Origin of the sequence: Streptomyces luteolifulvus, from assembly GCF_008806595.1 — a bacterium.
Classification (GTDB): domain Bacteria; phylum Actinomycetota; class Actinomycetes; order Streptomycetales; family Streptomycetaceae; genus Streptomyces; species Streptomyces luteolifulvus.
In genome coordinates, this window is sequence record NZ_VZRB01000027.1 from 74,460 (window position 1) to 91,972 (window position 17,513).

The 17,513-nt window shown below is 71.0% G+C and carries 19 protein-coding genes; 13 read left to right on the forward strand and 6 right to left on the reverse strand.

The features are described 5' to 3' along the window. Positions 1-170 precede the first annotated feature (170 nt). Positions 171-2,111, forward strand: coding sequence for an acyl-CoA dehydrogenase family protein (locus F7R91_RS30695; RefSeq protein WP_150954178.1), 1,941 nt, complete (start codon positions 171-173; stop codon positions 2,109-2,111). Between the two features lie 26 nt (positions 2,112-2,137). On the opposite strand, the gene F7R91_RS30700 is transcribed toward F7R91_RS30695, so the two are convergent. After that, positions 2,138-2,608, reverse strand: a complete 471-nt coding sequence (locus F7R91_RS30700; protein ID WP_150954181.1) for a lamin tail domain-containing protein — start codon at positions 2,606-2,608, stop codon at positions 2,138-2,140. 186 nt (positions 2,609-2,794) lie between these two features. Here F7R91_RS30700 and dxr point away from each other — a divergent pair, with 186 nt between their 5' ends. The 6 genes from dxr (at position 2,795) to F7R91_RS30730 (ending at position 10,007) form a co-directional block, all read left to right on the forward strand. Further along, complete coding sequence (gene dxr / locus F7R91_RS30705; protein WP_150954184.1) at positions 2,795-4,051, forward strand: 1-deoxy-D-xylulose-5-phosphate reductoisomerase; 1,257 nt, start codon at positions 2,795-2,797, stop codon at positions 4,049-4,051. A gap of 8 nt (positions 4,052-4,059) precedes the next feature. Then, on the forward strand, positions 4,060-5,352 hold the full coding sequence (locus tag F7R91_RS30710; RefSeq protein ID WP_150954325.1) for a M50 family metallopeptidase: 1,293 nt from the start codon (positions 4,060-4,062) through the stop codon (positions 5,350-5,352). A 168-nt stretch (positions 5,353-5,520) separates the two neighbouring features. After that, entirely contained in the window at positions 5,521-6,678 is a 1,158-nt protein-coding gene (gene ispG / locus F7R91_RS30715; RefSeq protein WP_150954189.1) for a flavodoxin-dependent (E)-4-hydroxy-3-methylbut-2-enyl-diphosphate synthase, read from the forward strand. A 127-nt stretch (positions 6,679-6,805) separates the two neighbouring features. After that, a complete protein-coding gene (locus tag F7R91_RS30720; protein WP_150954193.1) occupies positions 6,806-7,654 on the forward strand; it encodes a GNAT family N-acetyltransferase in 849 nt (282 codons plus the stop codon). Between the two features lie 17 nt (positions 7,655-7,671). Next, positions 7,672-8,235 carry a GNAT family N-acetyltransferase gene (locus F7R91_RS30725; RefSeq protein ID WP_150954197.1) on the forward strand — a complete coding sequence of 188 codons (564 nt, stop codon included), beginning with the start codon at positions 7,672-7,674 and terminating at the stop codon, positions 8,233-8,235. 71 nt (positions 8,236-8,306) lie between these two features. Further along, positions 8,307-10,007: a proline--tRNA ligase gene (locus F7R91_RS30730; RefSeq protein WP_150954200.1), complete on the forward strand. Its 1,701-nt coding sequence runs from the start codon at positions 8,307-8,309 to the stop codon at positions 10,005-10,007. A gap of 119 nt (positions 10,008-10,126) precedes the next feature. On the opposite strand, the gene F7R91_RS30735 is transcribed toward F7R91_RS30730, so the two are convergent. Continuing rightward, positions 10,127-10,372 carry a hypothetical protein gene (locus tag F7R91_RS30735; protein ID WP_150954203.1) on the reverse strand — a complete coding sequence of 82 codons (246 nt, stop codon included), beginning with the start codon at positions 10,370-10,372 and terminating at the stop codon, positions 10,127-10,129. Between the two features lie 190 nt (positions 10,373-10,562). Then, the gene (locus F7R91_RS30740) at positions 10,563-10,985 is read right to left on the reverse strand and encodes a helix-turn-helix domain-containing protein (protein WP_150954206.1); all 423 of its coding nucleotides are present in this window, start codon (positions 10,983-10,985) and stop codon (positions 10,563-10,565) included. Between the two features lie 320 nt (positions 10,986-11,305). On the opposite strand from F7R91_RS30740, the gene F7R91_RS30745 reads away from it, so the two are divergent. From F7R91_RS30745 to F7R91_RS30760, 4 genes are read left to right on the forward strand one after another with little or no spacing between them, the layout of a single operon-like run. Continuing rightward, positions 11,306-11,896 (forward strand): RNA polymerase sigma factor, encoded by a 591-nt coding sequence (locus F7R91_RS30745; protein ID WP_225320868.1) that lies wholly within the window; start codon positions 11,306-11,308, stop codon positions 11,894-11,896. Continuing rightward, on the forward strand, positions 11,893-12,546 hold the full coding sequence (locus F7R91_RS30750; RefSeq protein ID WP_150954211.1) for a BN159_2729 family protein: 654 nt from the start codon (positions 11,893-11,895) through the stop codon (positions 12,544-12,546). The genes F7R91_RS30745 and F7R91_RS30750 overlap by 4 nt, the downstream gene beginning before the upstream one ends. After that, a complete protein-coding gene (locus F7R91_RS30755) occupies positions 12,543-13,022 on the forward strand; it encodes a WhiB family transcriptional regulator (protein ID WP_150954214.1) in 480 nt (159 codons plus the stop codon). Before F7R91_RS30750 ends, F7R91_RS30755 begins: the two co-directional genes overlap by 4 nt. Before the next feature lie 35 nt (positions 13,023-13,057). Further along, positions 13,058-13,603: a hypothetical protein gene (locus F7R91_RS30760; protein WP_150954217.1), complete on the forward strand. Its 546-nt coding sequence runs from the start codon at positions 13,058-13,060 to the stop codon at positions 13,601-13,603. 147 nt (positions 13,604-13,750) lie between these two features. Here the strand turns inward: F7R91_RS30760 and F7R91_RS30765 are convergent, their stop codons facing one another. The 3 genes from F7R91_RS30765 to F7R91_RS30775 are packed head-to-tail and all read right to left on the reverse strand — an operon-like array spanning position 13,751 to position 15,732. After that, entirely contained in the window at positions 13,751-14,650 is a 900-nt protein-coding gene (locus tag F7R91_RS30765) for an aminoglycoside phosphotransferase family protein (RefSeq protein WP_150954220.1), read from the reverse strand. A 39-nt stretch (positions 14,651-14,689) separates the two neighbouring features. Further along, entirely contained in the window at positions 14,690-15,154 is a 465-nt protein-coding gene (locus tag F7R91_RS30770) for a ferritin-like domain-containing protein (RefSeq protein WP_150954223.1), read from the reverse strand. Then, a complete protein-coding gene (locus tag F7R91_RS30775; protein ID WP_150954226.1) occupies positions 15,151-15,732 on the reverse strand; it encodes a hypothetical protein in 582 nt (193 codons plus the stop codon). The genes F7R91_RS30770 and F7R91_RS30775 overlap by 4 nt, the downstream gene beginning before the upstream one ends. A gap of 222 nt (positions 15,733-15,954) precedes the next feature. Between F7R91_RS30775 and rimP the strand changes: the two genes are divergently transcribed. Next, positions 15,955-16,464, forward strand: a complete 510-nt coding sequence (gene rimP, locus F7R91_RS30780) for a ribosome maturation factor RimP (protein ID WP_150954230.1) — start codon at positions 15,955-15,957, stop codon at positions 16,462-16,464. A 2-nt stretch (positions 16,465-16,466) separates the two neighbouring features. Next, positions 16,467-17,453 (forward strand): transcription termination factor NusA, encoded by a 987-nt coding sequence (gene nusA / locus F7R91_RS30785; protein WP_150954233.1) that lies wholly within the window; start codon positions 16,467-16,469, stop codon positions 17,451-17,453. The last annotated feature ends 60 nt before the right edge of the window (positions 17,454-17,513 follow it).

The following is a 17,513-nucleotide window of genomic DNA, read 5'->3' on the forward strand; positions in this document are numbered from 1 at the left end:
AGGTTTTCAAGGGTTCCGGCCGTCCGGACACCTGGGCGTACCCGGTGGACATCGGCTGAACGACGACGCGAGGGGTGGTGGCCAGGCCTGGGATCGGGTACATACGATCGAGTAGCACCCGTCGGTAACCAATACGGTCCAAGATCCCGATTCGCGGCGAGGTGAGCCTCATGTCCGCTCCACCCACCCCCTCTTCCCGACCCAACGTCACTGAGCGTGAGGCCCGCCAGGTGGCGGAGGCGGCCCGGGAACAGGACTGGCGCAAGCCCAGCTTCGCCAAGGAACTGTTCCTCGGCCGCTTCCGGCTCGACCTGGTCCACCCGCACCCCACCCCCGCCACCGAGGCCGTGCAGCGCGGCGAGGAGTTTCTCGCCAAGCTCCGCGACTTCTGCGAGACGAAGGTGGACGCGGCCCTGATCGAGCGCGAGGCCAGGATCCCCGACGAGGTCATCAACGGGCTCAAGGAGCTCGGCGCCCTCGGCATGAAGATCGACACCAAGTACGGCGGGCTCGGCCTGACCCAGGTGTACTACAACAAGGCGCTGACCCTGGTGGGCTCGGCCAGCCCGGCGATCGGCGTCCTGCTGTCGGCGCACCAGTCGATCGGCCTGCCGCAGCCGCTGAAGCTGTTCGGCACGCCCGAGCAGAAGGAGGCGTACCTGCCGCGGTGCGCGCGCACCGACATCAGCGCCTTCCTGCTCACCGAGCCCGACGTCGGTTCCGACCCGGCACGCCTCGCCACCTCGGCCGTGCCCGACGGGGACGACTACGTCCTCGACGGAGTGAAGCTGTGGACCACCAACGGCGTCGTCGCCGACCTGCTGGTCGTGATGGCCCGGGTGCCGAAGAGCGAGGGCCACAAGGGCGGCATCACCGCCTTCGTCGTGGAGACCAACTCGCCCGGCGTCACCGTCGAGAACCGCAACGCCTTCATGGGCCTGCGCGGCATCGAGAACGGGGTCACCCGCTTCCACCAGGTCCGGGTCCCGGCCGCCAACCGCATCGGCCCCGAGGGCGCGGGGCTGAAGATCGCCCTCACCACCCTCAACACCGGCCGGCTCTCCCTCCCGGCGTCCTGTGTGGCCGCCGGCAAGTGGTGTCTGAAGATCGCCCGTGAGTGGTCGGCGGCCCGCGAGCAGTGGGGCAAGCCGATCGCCCAGCACGAGGCGGTGGGCTCGAAGATCTCGTTCATCGCGGCCACCACCTTTGCCCTGGAGGCGGTGACGGACCTGTCCTCGCAGATGGCCGACGAGGACCGCAACGACATCCGCATCGAGGGCGCGCTCGCCAAGCTCTTCGCCTCCGAGATGGGCTGGCGCATCGCCGACGAGCTCGTCCAGATCCGCGGCGGCCGGGGCTTCGAGACGGCGGAGTCCCTCGCCGCCCGCGGTGAACGCGCCGTCCCCGCCGAACAGGTGCTGCGCGACCTGCGGATCAACCGTATCTTCGAGGGCTCCACCGAGATCATGCACCTGCTGATCGCGCGTGAGGCCGTCGACGCCCATCTGTCGGTCGCCGGTGATCTGATCGACCCCGACAAGTCCCTGTCGGACAAGGCGAAGGCGGGCGCCAACGCGGGCATGTTCTACGCCAAGTGGCTGCCGAAACTCGTCGCGGGTCCGGGACAACTCCCGCGCTCCTACGGCGAGTTCAGGCACGGCGTGGACCTCTCCGGCCATCTGCGCTACGTCGAGCGCACGGCCCGCAAGCTCGCCCGCTCCACCTTCTACGCCATGTCCCGCTGGCAGGGCCGGATGGAGACCAAGCAGGGCTTCCTGGGCCGGATCGTCGACATCGGGGCCGAGCTGTTCGCGATGAGCGCGGCCTGTGTCCGTGCCGAACTCCTGCGCGGCCAGGGCGACCACGGCCGCGAGTCCTACCAGCTCGCCGACGCCTTCTGCCGCCAGTCCCGCCTCCGCGTCGAGGAACTCTTCGGCCGCCTGTGGAGCAACACCGACGACCTGGACCGCAAGGTCGTCAAGGGCGTCATGGCGGGCACCTACGAATGGCTGGAGGAGGGCATCGTCGACCCGTCGGGCGAGGGCCCGTGGATCGCCGACGCGACGCCCGGGCCCTCGGAGAAGGAGAACGTGCACCGGCCCGTCAGGTGAGTGACCCGCGGGGCGGTGGCGCCAGTTCAGCAGTACTTGTAGCCGCTGCCCCGCGAGGACCACGAGCACGAGTCGACCTTGGTGCCGTTCGCCTTGTAGAGCTTGGCGGTGTCACCGGTGTTGTTCCAGACGTACCAGGAGCGGCCCCAGTACTTGTGGGCCCCGGTGTTGGTGCCCTTGCCGGTGTGCACCGTCTTGGAGGCGCCGGAGCCGATCCGCACATCGCCGAAGGTGTACGTGTAGCCCGTCTCGTCCTTGATCTTCCAGCCCTTGAGGGAGACCGTCGACGAGGTCGAGTTCTTGATCCTGACCCACTCGCCGTTGAGGCTCGTGTTGGAGCCGCTGTCCGGGGACCCGGGGCTGTCGTAGTACACCTTGGAGAGGTGAACGGATCCGGCGGCCTGGGCCGGAGAGCTGAGCAGGGTGCCCGTGAGCAGGGCGGCGCCCGCGAGCGCGGGCAGGGCTGCGCGCAGGCGCAGGGAAACCAAGGAAAGCATGGAGAAATCCCCCCGGATGTCGTCCTTCGGCCGGTCATGCACCGGCCACGACAGAAGTGTTATCACACGATCTTCACCTCGGCTTCACAACGGGGAATCTGTTTCATTCGGTGGCGAGAGCAGACAAGACACCCGCCCGAGGGACGTGCTGTCCTCCCGGAGCTGCGTTACGGCAACAATGGAGGGATGAGCGACAGTCCAGCCCCACTCGCCGACCCACATCTCGTCCACGACCCCGTGGCGGGCGACGGCCCGAAGGACGTGGTGATCCTCGGCTCCACCGGCTCGATCGGCACCCAGGCCATCGACCTCGTGCTGCGCAACCCCGACCGCTTCCGGGTCACCGCGCTCTCCGCCAACGGCGGACGGGTCGCCCTCCTCGCCGAGCAGGCGCACCGGCTCCGGGTGCGGACCGTGGCTGTCGCCCGCGAGGACGTCGTACCGGCGCTGCGTGAGGCGCTCACCGCGCAGTACGGCGCGGGGGAGCCGATCCCCGAGATCCTCGCCGGAGCAGAGGCGGCCGCCCGGGTCGCCGCCTCCGACTGCCACACCGTCCTCAACGGCATCACCGGCTCCATCGGCCTCGCCCCGACCCTCGCCGCCCTGGAGGCGGGACGCACCCTCGCGCTCGCCAACAAGGAGTCGCTCATCGTGGGCGGCCCGCTGGTCAAGGCCCTCGCCAAGCCCGGGCAGATCATCCCGGTCGACTCCGAGCACGCCGCCCTCTTCCAGGCCCTGGCGGCCGGCACCCGGGCGGACGTACGCAAGCTCGTCGTCACGGCGTCCGGCGGCCCCTTCCGCGGCCGCACCAAGGAGCAGCTGGCGCACGTCACCGTCGAGGACGCCCTCGCCCACCCCACCTGGGCCATGGGGCCGGTCATCACCATCAACTCCGCGACCCTCGTCAACAAGGGCCTGGAGGTCATCGAGGCACACCTGCTGTACGACATTCCCTTCGATCGCATTGAGGTCGTCGTGCACCCGCAGTCGTATGTCCACTCGATGGTTGAGTTCACGGACGGATCGACACTGGCCCAGGCGACGCCCCCCGACATGTGCGGGCCCATCGCCATCGGTCTCGGCTGGCCCGAGCGCGTCCCCGACGCCGCCCCGGCCTTCGACTGGAGCACCGCCTCGACGTGGGAGTTCTTCCCGCTCGACAACGACGCCTTCCCCTCGGTCGGCCTCGCCCGGCACGTGGGACGGCTCGCGGGCACCGCCCCGGCGGTGTTCAATGCGGCCAACGAGGAGTGCGTGGAGGCCTTCCGGGCCGGCGCGCTGCCGTTCAACGGGATCATGGAGACGGTGACACGCGTGGTGGAGGAGCACGGCACCCCGCGCACGGGAACCTCGCTCACCGTCGCGGACGTCCTCGAAGCGGAGACCTGGGCCCGCACCCGGACCCGGGAACTGACGGCACAGACGGCGGAGGCCCGTGCATGACATCCCTGATGATGATCCTCGGCATAGTCGTCTTCGCGTTCGGCCTGCTGGTCTCGATCGCGTGGCACGAGCTGGGGCATCTGTCCACGGCCAAGCTCTTCGGCATCCGCGTGCCGCAGTACATGGTCGGTTTCGGCCCGACCATCTGGTCGCGCAAGAAGGGTGAGACCGAGTACGGGATCAAGGCCATCCCGTTCGGCGGCTACATCCGGATGATCGGCATGTTCCCGCCGGGACCCGACGGCCGTCTCGAAGCACGCTCCACCTCCCCCTGGCGCGGCATGATCGAGGACGCCCGTTCGGCCGCGTTCGAGGAGCTGAAGCCGGGTGACGAGACCCGCCTCTTCTACACCCGCGCGCCCTGGAAGCGCGTCATCGTGATGTTCGCGGGCCCGTTCATGAACCTCATCCTGGCCGTGGCCCTGTTCTTCGCCGTCCTCATGGGCTTCGGCGTCGCCCAGCAGACCACCACCGTCAGCTCGGTCTCCCAGTGCGTCATCGCACAGAGCGAGAACCGCGACACCTGCAAGAAGTCCGACCCCGCCGCGCCGGCCGCCGCCGCGGGTCTCAAGCCGGGCGACAAGATCGTCTCGTTCAACGGCGTGCGGACCGACGACTGGAACAAGCTCTCCGACCTCATCCGTGCCAACCCCGGCAAGGACGTGCCGATCGTCGTCGAACGCAAGGGACAGGACGTCACCCTGCACGCGAAGATCGCCACCAACCAGGTCGCGAAGAAGGACTCCGGCGGACAGGTCGTCCCGGACCAGTACGTCAACGCCGGCTTCCTCGGCTTCAGCGCCGCCACCGGCATCGTGAAGCAGGACTTCGGCGAGTCCGTGACCTGGATGGGCGACCGGGTCGGCGACGCCGTCGACTCCCTCGCCGCCCTGCCCGCCAAGATCCCCGGCCTGTGGGACGCGGCCTTCGGCGACGGCGAGCGCGCCGACGACTCGCCCATGGGCGTGGTCGGCGCGGCCCGCGTCGGCGGCGAGATCTTCACCCTCGACATCCCGGCCACCCAGCAGCTCGCCATGTTCGTGATGCTGGTCGCGGGCTTCAACCTCTCCCTGTTCCTCTTCAACATGCTCCCGCTGCTGCCGCTGGACGGCGGCCACATCGCGGGCGCGCTGTGGGAGTCGCTGCGCCGCAACACGGCGAAGGTGCTGCGCCGGCCGGACCCGGGTCCCTTCGACGTGGCGAAGCTGATGCCGGTCGCCTACGTGGTCGCCGGGATCTTCGTCTGCTTCACCATCCTGGTGCTGATCGCGGACGTGGTTAACCCGGTGCGCATCTCCTAGTCACACGGTGTTCGAGGCGGCCCGGAATGCTCGTTTCCGGGCCGCCTCTCATCGGGTGCCGTTACCGGCGTGGTGTGCTCCGTCCCTGGCATGTGCCGTAATCTCGAAGCCTGGAGCCCGCCGCTGACGGGACCGGACCTTGATCCACGACTTGGGGTTGCACAGCAGATGACTGCGATTTCTCTCGGCATGCCGTCCGTTCCGACCAAGCTCGCCGAGCGCCGCAAGAGCCGGCAGATCCAGGTCGGGTCCGTGGCGGTGGGCGGCGACGCGCCCGTGTCCGTGCAGTCGATGACCACGACCCGTACGTCCGACATCGGCGCCACGCTCCAGCAGATCGCCGAACTGACCGCCTCCGGCTGCCAGATCGTCCGGGTGGCCTGCCCCACCCAGGACGACGCCGACGCCCTCGCGACCATTGCCCGCAAGTCGCAGATTCCGGTCATCGCGGACATCCACTTCCAGCCGAAGTACGTCTTCGCGGCCATCGAGGCCGGCTGCGCCGCGGTCCGGGTCAACCCCGGCAACATCAAGCAGTTCGACGACAAGGTCAAGGAGATCGCCAAGGCGGCGAAGGACCACGGCACCCCGATCCGCATCGGCGTGAACGCGGGCTCGCTCGACAAGCGCCTGCTCCAGAAGTACGGCAAGGCCACCCCCGAGGCCCTCGTCGAGTCCGCCCTGTGGGAGGCGTCCCTCTTCGAGGAGCACGACTTCCGGGACATCAAGATCTCCGTCAAGCACAACGACCCGGTCGTGATGATCGAGGCGTACCGCCAGCTCGCCGCCCAGTCCGACTACCCGCTGCACCTGGGCGTCACCGAGGCCGGCCCGGCCTTCCAGGGCACGATCAAGTCGGCGGTCGCCTTCGGTGCCCTCCTCTCCCAGGGCATCGGCGACACGATCCGCGTCTCCCTCTCCGCGCCGCCCGCCGAGGAGGTCAAGGTCGGCCTGCAGATCCTGGAGTCGCTGAACCTCAAGCAGCGCGGCCTGGAGATCGTCTCCTGCCCGTCCTGCGGCCGCGCCCAGGTCGACGTCTACAAGCTGGCCGAAGAGGTCACCGCCGGCCTGACCGGCATGGAGGTCCCGCTGCGCGTCGCCGTCATGGGCTGCGTCGTCAACGGCCCCGGCGAGGCCCGCGAGGCCGACCTCGGTGTCGCCTCCGGCAACGGCAAGGGCCAGATCTTCGTCAAGGGCGAGGTCATCAAGACCGTCCCCGAGTCCAAGATCGTGGAGACCCTCATCGAGGAGGCCATGAAGCTGGCCGAACAGATGGAGGCGGACGGAGCGACGAGCGGGGAGCCGTCGGTCTCGGTGGCGGGCTGACGGGACGTCCGGCGCCGCAGAGGGCTTCAGGTCACGTGCAGACGTACGGCACCCTCCACGGGGCGGCGCCGCCCAGTTTCCGCAGGTACAGTGCGGGGATCAGCAGACCCTAGGTGAGGCCCCGCACGTGTTGACCCAGACCACCTCCCGGGTTCTCGAACCGAGCGACCTGGACGCCGCGCTCGCCGTCCTCCACCGCGAGCCGGTCGTGAACGCCTTCGTGACCGCCCGGGTGCAGGTCGCCGGCCTCGACCCCTGGCGGCTCGGCGGCGAGATGTGGGGCTGGTACGAGGACGGCATGCTGACGTCCCTGTGCTACGCGGGCGCCAACCTGGTCCCGATCTGCGCCACTGCGCGGGCCGTACGCGCCTTCGCCGACCGCGCCCGCCGGGCCGGCCGCCGCTGCTCGTCCATCGTCGGCCCGGCCGACCCCACCGCCGCACTGTGGCGTCTGCTCGAACCCAGCTGGGGCCCGCCCCGCGAGGTCCGCGCCCACCAGCCGCTCATGGTCACCGACCGCATGCCCGCCGACATCGCCCCGGATCCGTACGTCCGCCGTATCCGCAAGGACGAGATGGAGACGATCATGCCCGCGTGCGTGGCGATGTTCACCGAGGAGGTCGGCGTCTCCCCGCTCGCGGGGGACGGCGGGCTGCTGTACCAGGCCCGCGTCGCCGAACTCGTCGGCTCCGGCCGCTCCTTCGCCCGCCTCGGCCCCGACGGCAACGTCGTCTTCAAGGCGGAGATCGGCGCCGCGACCGACCGCGCCTGCCAGATCCAGGGCGTGTGGGTGGACCCCGCATACCGGGGCAGGGGAGTGGCGGCCCCGGGCATGGCGGCGGTGCTCCGCTACGCGCTCGCGGACGTCGCCCCGGTGGTGAGCCTGTACGTCAACGACTTCAACACCCCTGCCCGCAGGACCTACCGGCGGGTGGGCTTCCAGGAGATCGGTGAGTTCATGAGCGTCCTTTTCTGAGCGGGTACTCTCCCCACATGCGATTTCCCGGTCACGGCCGCCCCCACCCCGCAGACATCGTGATCGGCCCCCTCGACCTCTCCGCCCACGTGGACGAGGCCCTCGCGGTCCAGGCGGTGGCCTTCGGCCTCGGCGCCGACGAGATCGCCGTACGCCGTCAGATCGTCCTGCGGCACATGGCCTACCCGGGAGCCCGCGCCCTAGGTGCCACGACCGCCGGCCGGCTCGTCGGCTTCGTGTACGGCATGCCCAACGACCGCACCCACTGGTGGTCCACCGTCGTGGAGCCGTATCTGCGCGCCCGGGGCCACGACGACTGGCTCGACAACTCCTTCGTGATCACTGAGCTGCACGTCCACCCGAGCTACCAGAACCGGGGCGTCGGCCGCGGGCTGATCACCGCGATCACGGACACCGCCGTCGAACCCCGCTCGATCCTCTCCGCGATCGACACCGACAGCCCCGCCCGCGGCCTCTACCACTCCCTCGGCTACCGGGACCTGGCTCGCCAGGTCCTGTTCCCCAGCGCCCCCAAGCCGTATGCCGTGATGGGCGCCCCGCTGCCTCTCCTTCGCCGCTAACCGATTTCCACCGTCCCGTCCCACCCCGCTAACCTCCTGGCATCACCCTTACGCAGCAGGAGTACGAGAACATGGCGAACGCACCGGTCCAGCGCATGTCCCAGTTGATGGCGAAGACGCTGCGCGACGACCCGGCGGACGCCGAGGTCCTCAGCCACAAGCTGCTGGTCCGCGCCGGTTACGTCCGCCGTACCGCCGCCGGCATCTGGAGCTGGCTGCCGCTCGGCAAGAAGGTCCTCTCCAATGTGGAGCGCATCGTCCGCGAGGAGATGGACGCGATCGGCGCCCAGGAGGTGCTGCTCCCCGCCCTGCTGCCGCGGGAGCCGTACGAGGCGACCGGCCGCTGGGACGAGTACGGCCAGGAGCTGTTCCGCCTCAAGGACCGCAGGGGCGGCGACTACCTCCTCGGCCCGACCCACGAGGAGATCTTCACCCTGCTGGTGAAGGACCAGGCGTCCTCCTACAAGGACCTGCCGGTCAGCCTCTACCAGATCCAGCACAAGTACCGGGACGAGGCCCGCCCCCGTGCCGGCATCCTGCGCGGCCGCGAGTTCCTGATGAAGGACTCGTACTCCTTCGACCTGGAGGACGACGGTCTCGCCCGGTCGTACGCTCTGCACCGCCAGGCCTACCAGCGGGTCTTCGAGCGCCTCGGCTTCGACTACCGGATCGTCGCCGCGACCGCGGGCGCCATGGGCGGCTCCAAGTCCGAGGAGTTCCTCGCCCCGGCCGACGCCGGCGAGGACACCTTCGCGGACTGCCCGAACTGCGACTTCGCGGCCAACACCGAGGCGATCACCTACGAGCTGAAGCCCGTGGACGCCGCCGGCGTGCCCGCGGCCGAGGACATCCCGACCCCGGAGACCCCGACCATCGAGACCCTCGCCGCCCACCTCGGCGTCCCGGCCTCCGCCACCCTGAAGAACCTGCTCGTCAAGGTCGACGGCGAGATCGTCGCCGTCGGAGTCCCGGGCGACCGCGAGGTCGACATGGGCAAGGTCGAGGCGCACTTCGCCCCGGCCGCCGTCGAGCTGGTCACCGCCGAGGACTTCGCGGGCCGCCCGGACCTGGTCCGCGGCTACGTCGGCCCGCAGGGCCGGGAGAAGCTGAAGTACCTCGCCGACCCGCGTGTGGCGCCGGGCACCGCGTGGATCACGGGCGCCAACAAGGAGCACACGCACGCGAAGAACGTGGTCGCGGGCCGTGACTTCGAGGTCGACGAGTACGTCGACGTCGTCGTGGTGCAGGAGGGCGACCCCTGCCCCCTCTGCGGCACCGGCCTCAAGCTCGACCGCGCCATCGAGATCGGCCACATCTTCCAGCTGGGCCGCAAGTACACCGACGCCCTCAAGCTCGACGTCCTCGGCCAGAACGGCAAGCCGGTCCGCGTCACCATGGGCTCGTACGGCATCGGCGTCTCCCGCGCGGTCGCGGCCCTCGCCGAGCAGACCGCCGACGACAAGGGCCTGTGCTGGCCCAAGGAGGTCGCCCCGGCCGATGTGCACGTCGTCGCCGCCGGCAAGGCCCTGCAGACCGAGCTGGCGCTCGACGTCTCCCAGAAGCTGGCTCAGGCCGGTGTCCGAGTTCTGGTGGACGACCGGCCCGGGGTGTCCCCGGGCGTGAAGTTCACGGACTCCGAGCTGATCGGCGTACCGCAGATCCTGGTGGCCGGGCGGCGGGCCGCCGAGGGCGTCGTTGAGCTGAAGGACCGCAGGACCGGCGAGCGCGAGGAGCTGACGGTCGAGGAGGCCGTCGCGCGCCTGACGGCCTGAGCTGCATCCGGCATCTGCCTCACAGAGTTCTCCCGGGCCGTTCCCCGACCGTAGGACGTGACACCACGTCACCACGGAGGGGAACGGTCATAGCGGTACCCGGCGTCCGCTTGTCGCCGTCAGCAGGCCTCCGCCGCGACGGTACAGGCGAGGAGTTCGGCCGGGAGGGGCACGCGCGCACCGCAGAAGCACAGGAGAACGTTGCCATTTCCCTCGGGCGCACCCAGATCGATCGTCAGCAGGGCCCGCAGTTCCCTGACCACGTCGAGCACGGGGAAGCCCCGCGCGACGAGGACGCACACCTCGTCCGGGTCCCAGACGACCATGGCCGGCAGTTGGTCTGCCATCGAAACGTGGACGCACACGACTGTCTCCCCAGGGATGCACGACGGCAATGAAGTGATCCGCTCCGGGAGGACAGCGGCTGACTGATGGTACCGGGGCCGGTGCGCACCGGTGGGGTTTTCGGCATATCCGGAGGCGGTAGTGACTGTGGCCGGAAATGGCGCAAATGCCGGGCCTACAGCCAGGCCGGGCCGCAGCCGCCGGGTCGCCTCAGGTGATCCGGCTGACCTGCAGCATCGCCTCCGCGTCCTTGAGCAGCGCCCGCTGGCGGGCCTCGGGCAGCTGCCGGTAGAGCTTCAGGAGCCGTGCCTCGCGCTCGTCCCGGCTGGGTCCGGGGACCGGCCTGCCGACGGCCTCGAAGAACTCCCTGGGTGTCGTCCGCACGCCCCAGCGCCGGAACACCTCGACCATGGCCCGCAGTTTCTCCGGGTCGATGCGGGAGGTGCCGCGCGTCCGGTTCATCCACGCGTTGAGGGTCGGGTACGAGATGCCCGCCTCCGACGCCAGGTCCTTCTGGGTCCTGCCCTGCGACGCCGACAGGAGACGTTCGAGCAGGGCCGCCAGGTCCTCGCCCCGGCGCGCGGGATCGTCGCCCGGTTCGGGCTCTACTGGCGGTGTCGGCTGGCTCGTCACACGTCAGAGGATCGGCCATGAATATCTACATGCGCAAGTAGATTGCAGATCGAGGACCCCATCCCGGGTCGCGTGCAGGAGCATTCGAAGGACCGGCGCGCCATCACGCGCCCCCTCGTGCGTGATGTATCAGCCTTGTCTTACTCCCAACTCTCGTGCTCCGCAGGCGACTTGACACTATATGCATCTACGTGAAGACTGTAGATAGTTCCGGGAGCGGGTGTGCTCTCTGTGTGAAACCAGCAGCCCGAGCGTGCCTGATGTGCGAGCAGCGAATCTACATCTACATGCAGATTGAAGATGTGAAAGGAGCACCGATCGTGTCCGTACAGTCCGACACCCGGACCGCCCCGAGCGGTCCGGAGCCCGCGGTGGTGGCGCGGGCCCGCACAGGTGACCGCGAGGCGTTCGCCGTCCTCTACGGCGAGCACCACCGCCTTGTGCACCGATACCTGCTGCTCCGCACGCGCGATCCGCACCTCGCCGAGGATCTGGTCCAGGAGGTGTTCACGCGCGCGCTGCGGGGCATCGGCGGCTTCGCCTGGCAGGGCAGGGAGTTCAAGGCATGGCTGATCACCATCGCCAGGAATCTCTACCTCGACGAGATGAGCCGCAGTCGCACCCGGCTGGAGACCCTGGTCGCCGAGGTGCAGGACACGGAATCCCCCGACTGCGGCACCGAGTCCCTGGCGTTACGCGAACTGGAGGCCGTCGAGGCCTGCGAGACGGTTCAGCGCGCCCTGAGGACGCTCAGCCCGCCCCAGCGGTACTGCGTGGAACTGCGCTACCTCGGCGGGCTGTCGCCCGAGGAGACGGCTCTCGTGATGGGCCGGACCGTCGGCGCCGTCCGGGCGCTGACCCACCGTGCGCTGCGGCGACTGCGCTGGACGGTCCGGGCGGTGCCGGCGTGAACAGGAACCTGTCCGAAGCGGTGAGCGTGATCCACACGACGGTGGCGTCCGTCCGGCCCGAACAGGCCGCCGCCATCGCCCACGCCCTGGACTCCGCCCGCCTCCTGGCCGACCCCGGCCGGCTCCTCGGCATCGTGCTGCACCGCACGGCCGACGGGGGCTGGTCCTCCGCCCCGCGGGGGGCGACCGAGCTGGAGCGGCAGGCACTCGCCCGGGACGCCTCCTGCGGGCGGGCCCGGCGCGTGGCCGCCGCCGTCGAGCGGGACATCGGCCGGCGGCCCGGGGTGCTGAGCGTTCGGGCCGACGGCGACACGGTGCGGGTCGTTCTCCATGTCGAGGGCCCGGACCAATGGGCCCGGTGGCGCACCTACTTCGGGATCACGCCCGCGTCCCCCGGGGCGGCGGCCGGGGGAGCGGCGCGCGAGAAACGGCCGTTCCGGCTCGGCGGGATCACCTACGACCTGGTGCTTCCGTACCGCGATGCCCAGGGGGACCTCTGGTACTTCCAGGGACTGCGCACCCCCGACGGGATGCCGATGATGTCGCCGGACGGCCGACCGGAACGGTGTTCACTCGCCAACGTGGAGGCGTACGCGGGCCCGCTGACGCCGGTTCCCGACGCGCACCCGGCCGAGGGACGGCCCCGATGAGGTCGGCGACCGCCCCGCGCCCGGGGCGGGAATGGGAGCTGAGCGCCGCCTGCCGGCACGAGGACGCGGAGCTCTGGTTCTCCCGCCGCACACAGGCACGGGCGATGGAGATCTGCACGGCCTGCCCCGTACGCGTCCCGTGCCGGGCAGCCGTACTGCAACGCGAGGAGGGGCTGCCGAAGAGCCATCGCGGGGGCATCGTCGCCGGGCTCACCGGACCCCAGCGGTACGACCTGGAGCGTAGGGTCCGGCGCCGGCCCCAGCCGCCGGACCCCACGGCGCCGGTCCCCGGCGGAGACCGTCCGCGACGCGAGCCCGCGCCCTGCGGTACTCGGGCGGCGTACCAGCGGCACCTGCGCAAGCGGGAGCCGGTCGATGACGCGTGCCGTGCCGCCAACGCCCGGAGCGCAGGGCACTACCGCCGCACCGGTTCCACCCGGAGGCAGGCGGCGGGACCGGCGCAGACCAGCCCCTGATGGGGCACCCCCTTCACCGCACACCGGAGCACCCCATGTCCGTATCCAGCAGGGGATCGTCGCGGCTGCGAGGCCTGTTCCGCAGCCTCCTGCCGAGCCGTGGCGCCCATCGGCGGGAGACCTCGCGGCGGCGCCTGGAGTCCGACCTCGCCGTCCACCGGCAGGCGGTGGCGCACTGGCAGCAGTACGCCGACTCCTACGCGCGGGAGCTCGGCCGAGCCCGTCACGAGCGCGCGCACCTCCTGGCCTGGCTGGCGGCGCTGCACCCGGCGAGCGCCGTCATCACGCCGACCGCCGGCACCGCGCAGGACGGCACGCACCGCTCGCTGCGTCTGGTGGCCGGGGGATGGCCGATGTCCTGGCGCATCCCGCCCGGCGACCTCGCCCTGTTCCGCCATGTGCCCTACGCCGAAGCGGCCGCGGACCACCCGGAGACCTGGCCCGACGACAGCCCCGACCGCCCCGACAGCCCCGACCAGTACGCGCACATCCGGCGGCACACCCGGCTGCTGGCACTCGAAACGACCGTCCACGACATCACCACCGGAACCGAGCCGAGCGACCACCCTGCCGGTCACTGAAACCGCACCGGCGGGCCCACGAGACTCCGGCCGGCAAGCTCGGGAGGTGCGCCGACCGGACTCCCAGCGCCCCCTGCCGCCCCCGGCAGGGGGCGCGCTCCCGGACCGCGTCGGCAGATCCTCCACCGAACCGGGCGACAGGCCTGGCTAGAGCCAGCCCGCGAACTCCAGCAACAGCTCCGCATCCTGGGGCCGCCCCACCCGCAGTGCCCGTACGCCCGACTCCACGGCCCGGAACAAGGTCCAGCCGCGCAACCGGTCCTGGTCCACATCCAGCGACTCCGCCAGCCGCTTCACCCGCCGTCGGGTCGTCGCGGCACCCGACGGCGAGGCGATCAGGTCCTCCACCCGGTCGCGCACCAGCCGTGCCAGATCGAAGGCGCACTCGCCCACCACGGGATCGGGACCCACGGCCAGCCAGGGCATCCGCTCGGCGGCGAGCACCTTGCTCTGCCGGAAGGTCCCGTGCAGCAGCCGCCGCTCGGGCGGCGCGGCGAGCAGTTCCTCGCGTGCCGCGAGCGCCGCGGCGACCAGCGGTACCACCTCGGCATCGGTGTCGGCGCTCGCCCGCATCGCCTCGGCCTGCCGCCCGGTCCGCTCGGCCACGCTCTCGAAGGCACCGCCCGCCGGCGCCTCGACCCACAGCCGCCGCAGCGTCCCGGCCGCCTCCAGCAGCGCCTTCGCCTCCGGCAGCGACCGCACCGACACATCCGGGTGCAGCCGCTCCAGCAGCAGCACACCCGGTGCCGTGAACGGCTCCAGAAGCTGTACGGCACCCGCGCCGCCCCAGTGCGCGAGCGCGGCCCGCTCGCTCTCCGGCCGGGCCCGCTGCGGGGCGAGCTTGAGCACGGCGGGCGTGCCGTCCGGCCGCCGCACCAGCACGACCAGGCTGCTGCGTCCGCCCGGCACCTGGACCCGCTCGACGGTCAACTCGCGCAGTGCGACGGCCTGTCGTAGCGCCTCGGGCAGCTTGTCCAACCAGTCGTCACCGTCCGGCGCGCTCTCACCGAGCGCCCTCACAAGACGCTGCGGCGGTTCGAAAGCCATGCGCGAGTTGTTCCCTTCCCGTACGTGCTGAGCGGTGCCCTATGCCGTCGGCGTCGCCGACGGCGCGGGCGTGCCGGCCCGCTCGGCGAGACCAGGGAAGGCTACGCTCTCGCCGCGCCAGCGCACCGCCCGCACCGCCGCCTCCCGCAGCGCCTCGGCGGCCGTGCGCCGCCGCTCGCCCTCCGCTGCCCGCACCAGGTCGGAGTACACCCCGGCCACCCGGTCCTCCAACTCGGCCGCGAGCCTGACCGCGGTGGCGGAGTCCGCCACCGGGAAGGGCAGCGCGTACGCGGCAGCCGCGGCAACCGGCTCACCGCCCAGGTCCCGCACCGTGCGCGACAGCGCGTCGCGCCGCGCCCGATGGGCGTCGTACGCCGCCCGGGCCTCGGTCCGCCGTTCCTCGCGGATCCGCCCGCCGACCACCCCGTAGCCGTACACCGCCGCGTGCTCGGCCGCCAGCGCGGCCTGCACCGCCTCCAGTTCGCCTTCCTTCGCCCCGCTCACCTGGCACCCTCCGTCAGCAGATACGCGTGCGCCGCGCCGGCCGCCGCCACCGAGGCCAGCAGCCGGGCCAGTTCGCCCGGCAGACCGAGCAGCGCCTCGGTGCGCCGGTCGGCGAGCGCGCGCTCCGCCGCGGCGAGCTGGGCGAGCGCGTCCTTCTCGTTCGCCGGGACGGCGGCCGGCCCGTTCCCCGGCACCGCGGGCGACGGGTCGGCCGACGGGTCGGCGGAGGACGGGGCCGGGGCCGAGGAGTTCGCCGGGGACGCCTCCCGGGTCTGCCCGGCCGCTCCGCTCCCCCCAAACGCCTCCGCATGGCGCACGGTCTCCGCCCGCAGCGGCGCCAGATGCTCCGCCAGCGCCGGATGCACGGCGAGCACCGCGTCGTACGACTCCACGAGCGACCCGCTCTCGCGTGCCGCACGCGCGCGTGCCCGCTGGGCGGCCGACGGGCTGCCGCTCGTGCCGGCGGAGTCCTCGGACGCGTCGGAGCAGCCGGCCAGCAGGGCGGCGCCCGCGGCCGAGGCGAGCAGGCTTCTTCGACGCGGCCCGGAACGGGTCCGCGAGGGCGGGGGGAACGGCACGGCAGACGTCCTCGGGGAACTCGTAGGAAGGAAAGACCGGAGCGGGGCGGCACGCCCGTGATCACCGTACCCGTGTACCCGCCCGCCATCACTCAGCGGCACCCACCACGCCCCGGCGCAGGTCCGGCGACCGGTGGACGGCAACACTCTCCGGGACCGGATACCCTTTGACCAGACACGCGACCTTCCCACAACAGCACACGCGGCCGAGGAGTCACCCGGATGAGCACCACCCAGAGCGAGAGGCTGCGAGAGCTCCTGGAACCGCTCGTCACCTCCCAAGGCCTGGATCTCGAAGAGATCGCAGTGGACTCGGTCGGCCGCAAGCGTGTGCTGCGCGTAGTCGTCGACTCCGACACGGGCGCCGACCTGGACCAGATCGCCGATGTGAGCCGCGCGCTCTCGGCGAGGCTCGACGACACGGACGCGATGGGCAACGGCGAGTACACCCTCGAGGTCGGCACCCCGGGCGCGGAGCGCGCCCTCACCGAACACCGCCACTATGTGCGCGCCACCGACCGTCTGGTGAAGTTCCAACTGCGCGAGGGGGGCGAGCTCGTCGCCCGCATCCTCGCCGTGGACGAGGACGGTCTCGACGTGGAGGTTCCCGGTGTGAAAGGCCGCAAGGCCACCACCCGCAGACTCGCGTTCCCGGACATCGACAAGGCGCGCGTGCAGGTCGAGTTCAGCCGCAAGGACAAGAAGGACATGAAGGAAGAGGAGGAGGCGTAGCCGTGGACATCGACATGAGTGCCCTGCGGGGCTTGGTACGGGAGAAGGAGATCTCCTTCGACCTGCTGGTCGAGGCGATCGAGGCGGCCCTCCTCATCGCCTACCACCGCACCGAGGGAAGCCGCCGTCACGCGCGCGTGGAGCTCAACCGGGAGACCGGGCATGTGACCGTGTGGGCGAAGGAGGACCCCGAGGACCTGGAGCCGGGCCAGGAGCCCCGTGAGTTCGACGACACCCCGTCCGGCTTCGGCCGTATCGCCGCCACCACGGCCAAGCAGGTGATCCTGCAGCGGCTGCGCGACGCCGAGGACGACGCGACGCTCGGCGAGTACGCCGGCCGCGAGGGCGACATCGTCACCGGTGTGGTCCAGCAGGGCCGCGACCCGAAGAACGTGCTCGTCGACATCGGCAAGCTGGAGGCGATCCTGCCGGTGCAGGAGCAGGTGCCGGGCGAGACGTACCCGCACGGCATGCGTCTGCGCTCGTACGTCGTCCGGGTGGCGAAGGGTGTCCGCGGTCCCTCGGTGACCCTGTCCCGTACGCACCCCAATCTGGTGAAGAAGCTCTTCGCCCTGGAGGTGCCGGAGATCGCCGACGGGTCCGTCGAGATCGCCGCCATCGCACGCGAGGCCGGTCACCGTACGAAGATCGCCGTACGGTCCACCCGTTCGGGTCTGAACGCCAAGGGCGCCTGCATCGGCCCCATGGGCGGCCGGGTGCGCAACGTCATGGGCGAGCTGAACGGCGAGAAGATCGACATCGTCGACTGGTCGGACGACCCGGCCGAGATGGTGGCGAACGCGCTGTCCCCGGCCCGTGTCTCCAAGGTCGAGGTCGTGGACATGGCGGCCCGGTCCGCGCGGGTGACCGTGCCGGACTACCAGCTGTCGCTGGCGATCGGCAAGGAAGGGCAGAATGCCCGGCTTGCGGCCCGGCTCACGGGCTGGCGGATCGACATCCGTCCGGACACCGAACAGCCAGGGGAATAGATCTCGGCCTGCGGTCGGTTGGATCACGTCAGATATATGCGCGGCAAGTGTTCGAATCCT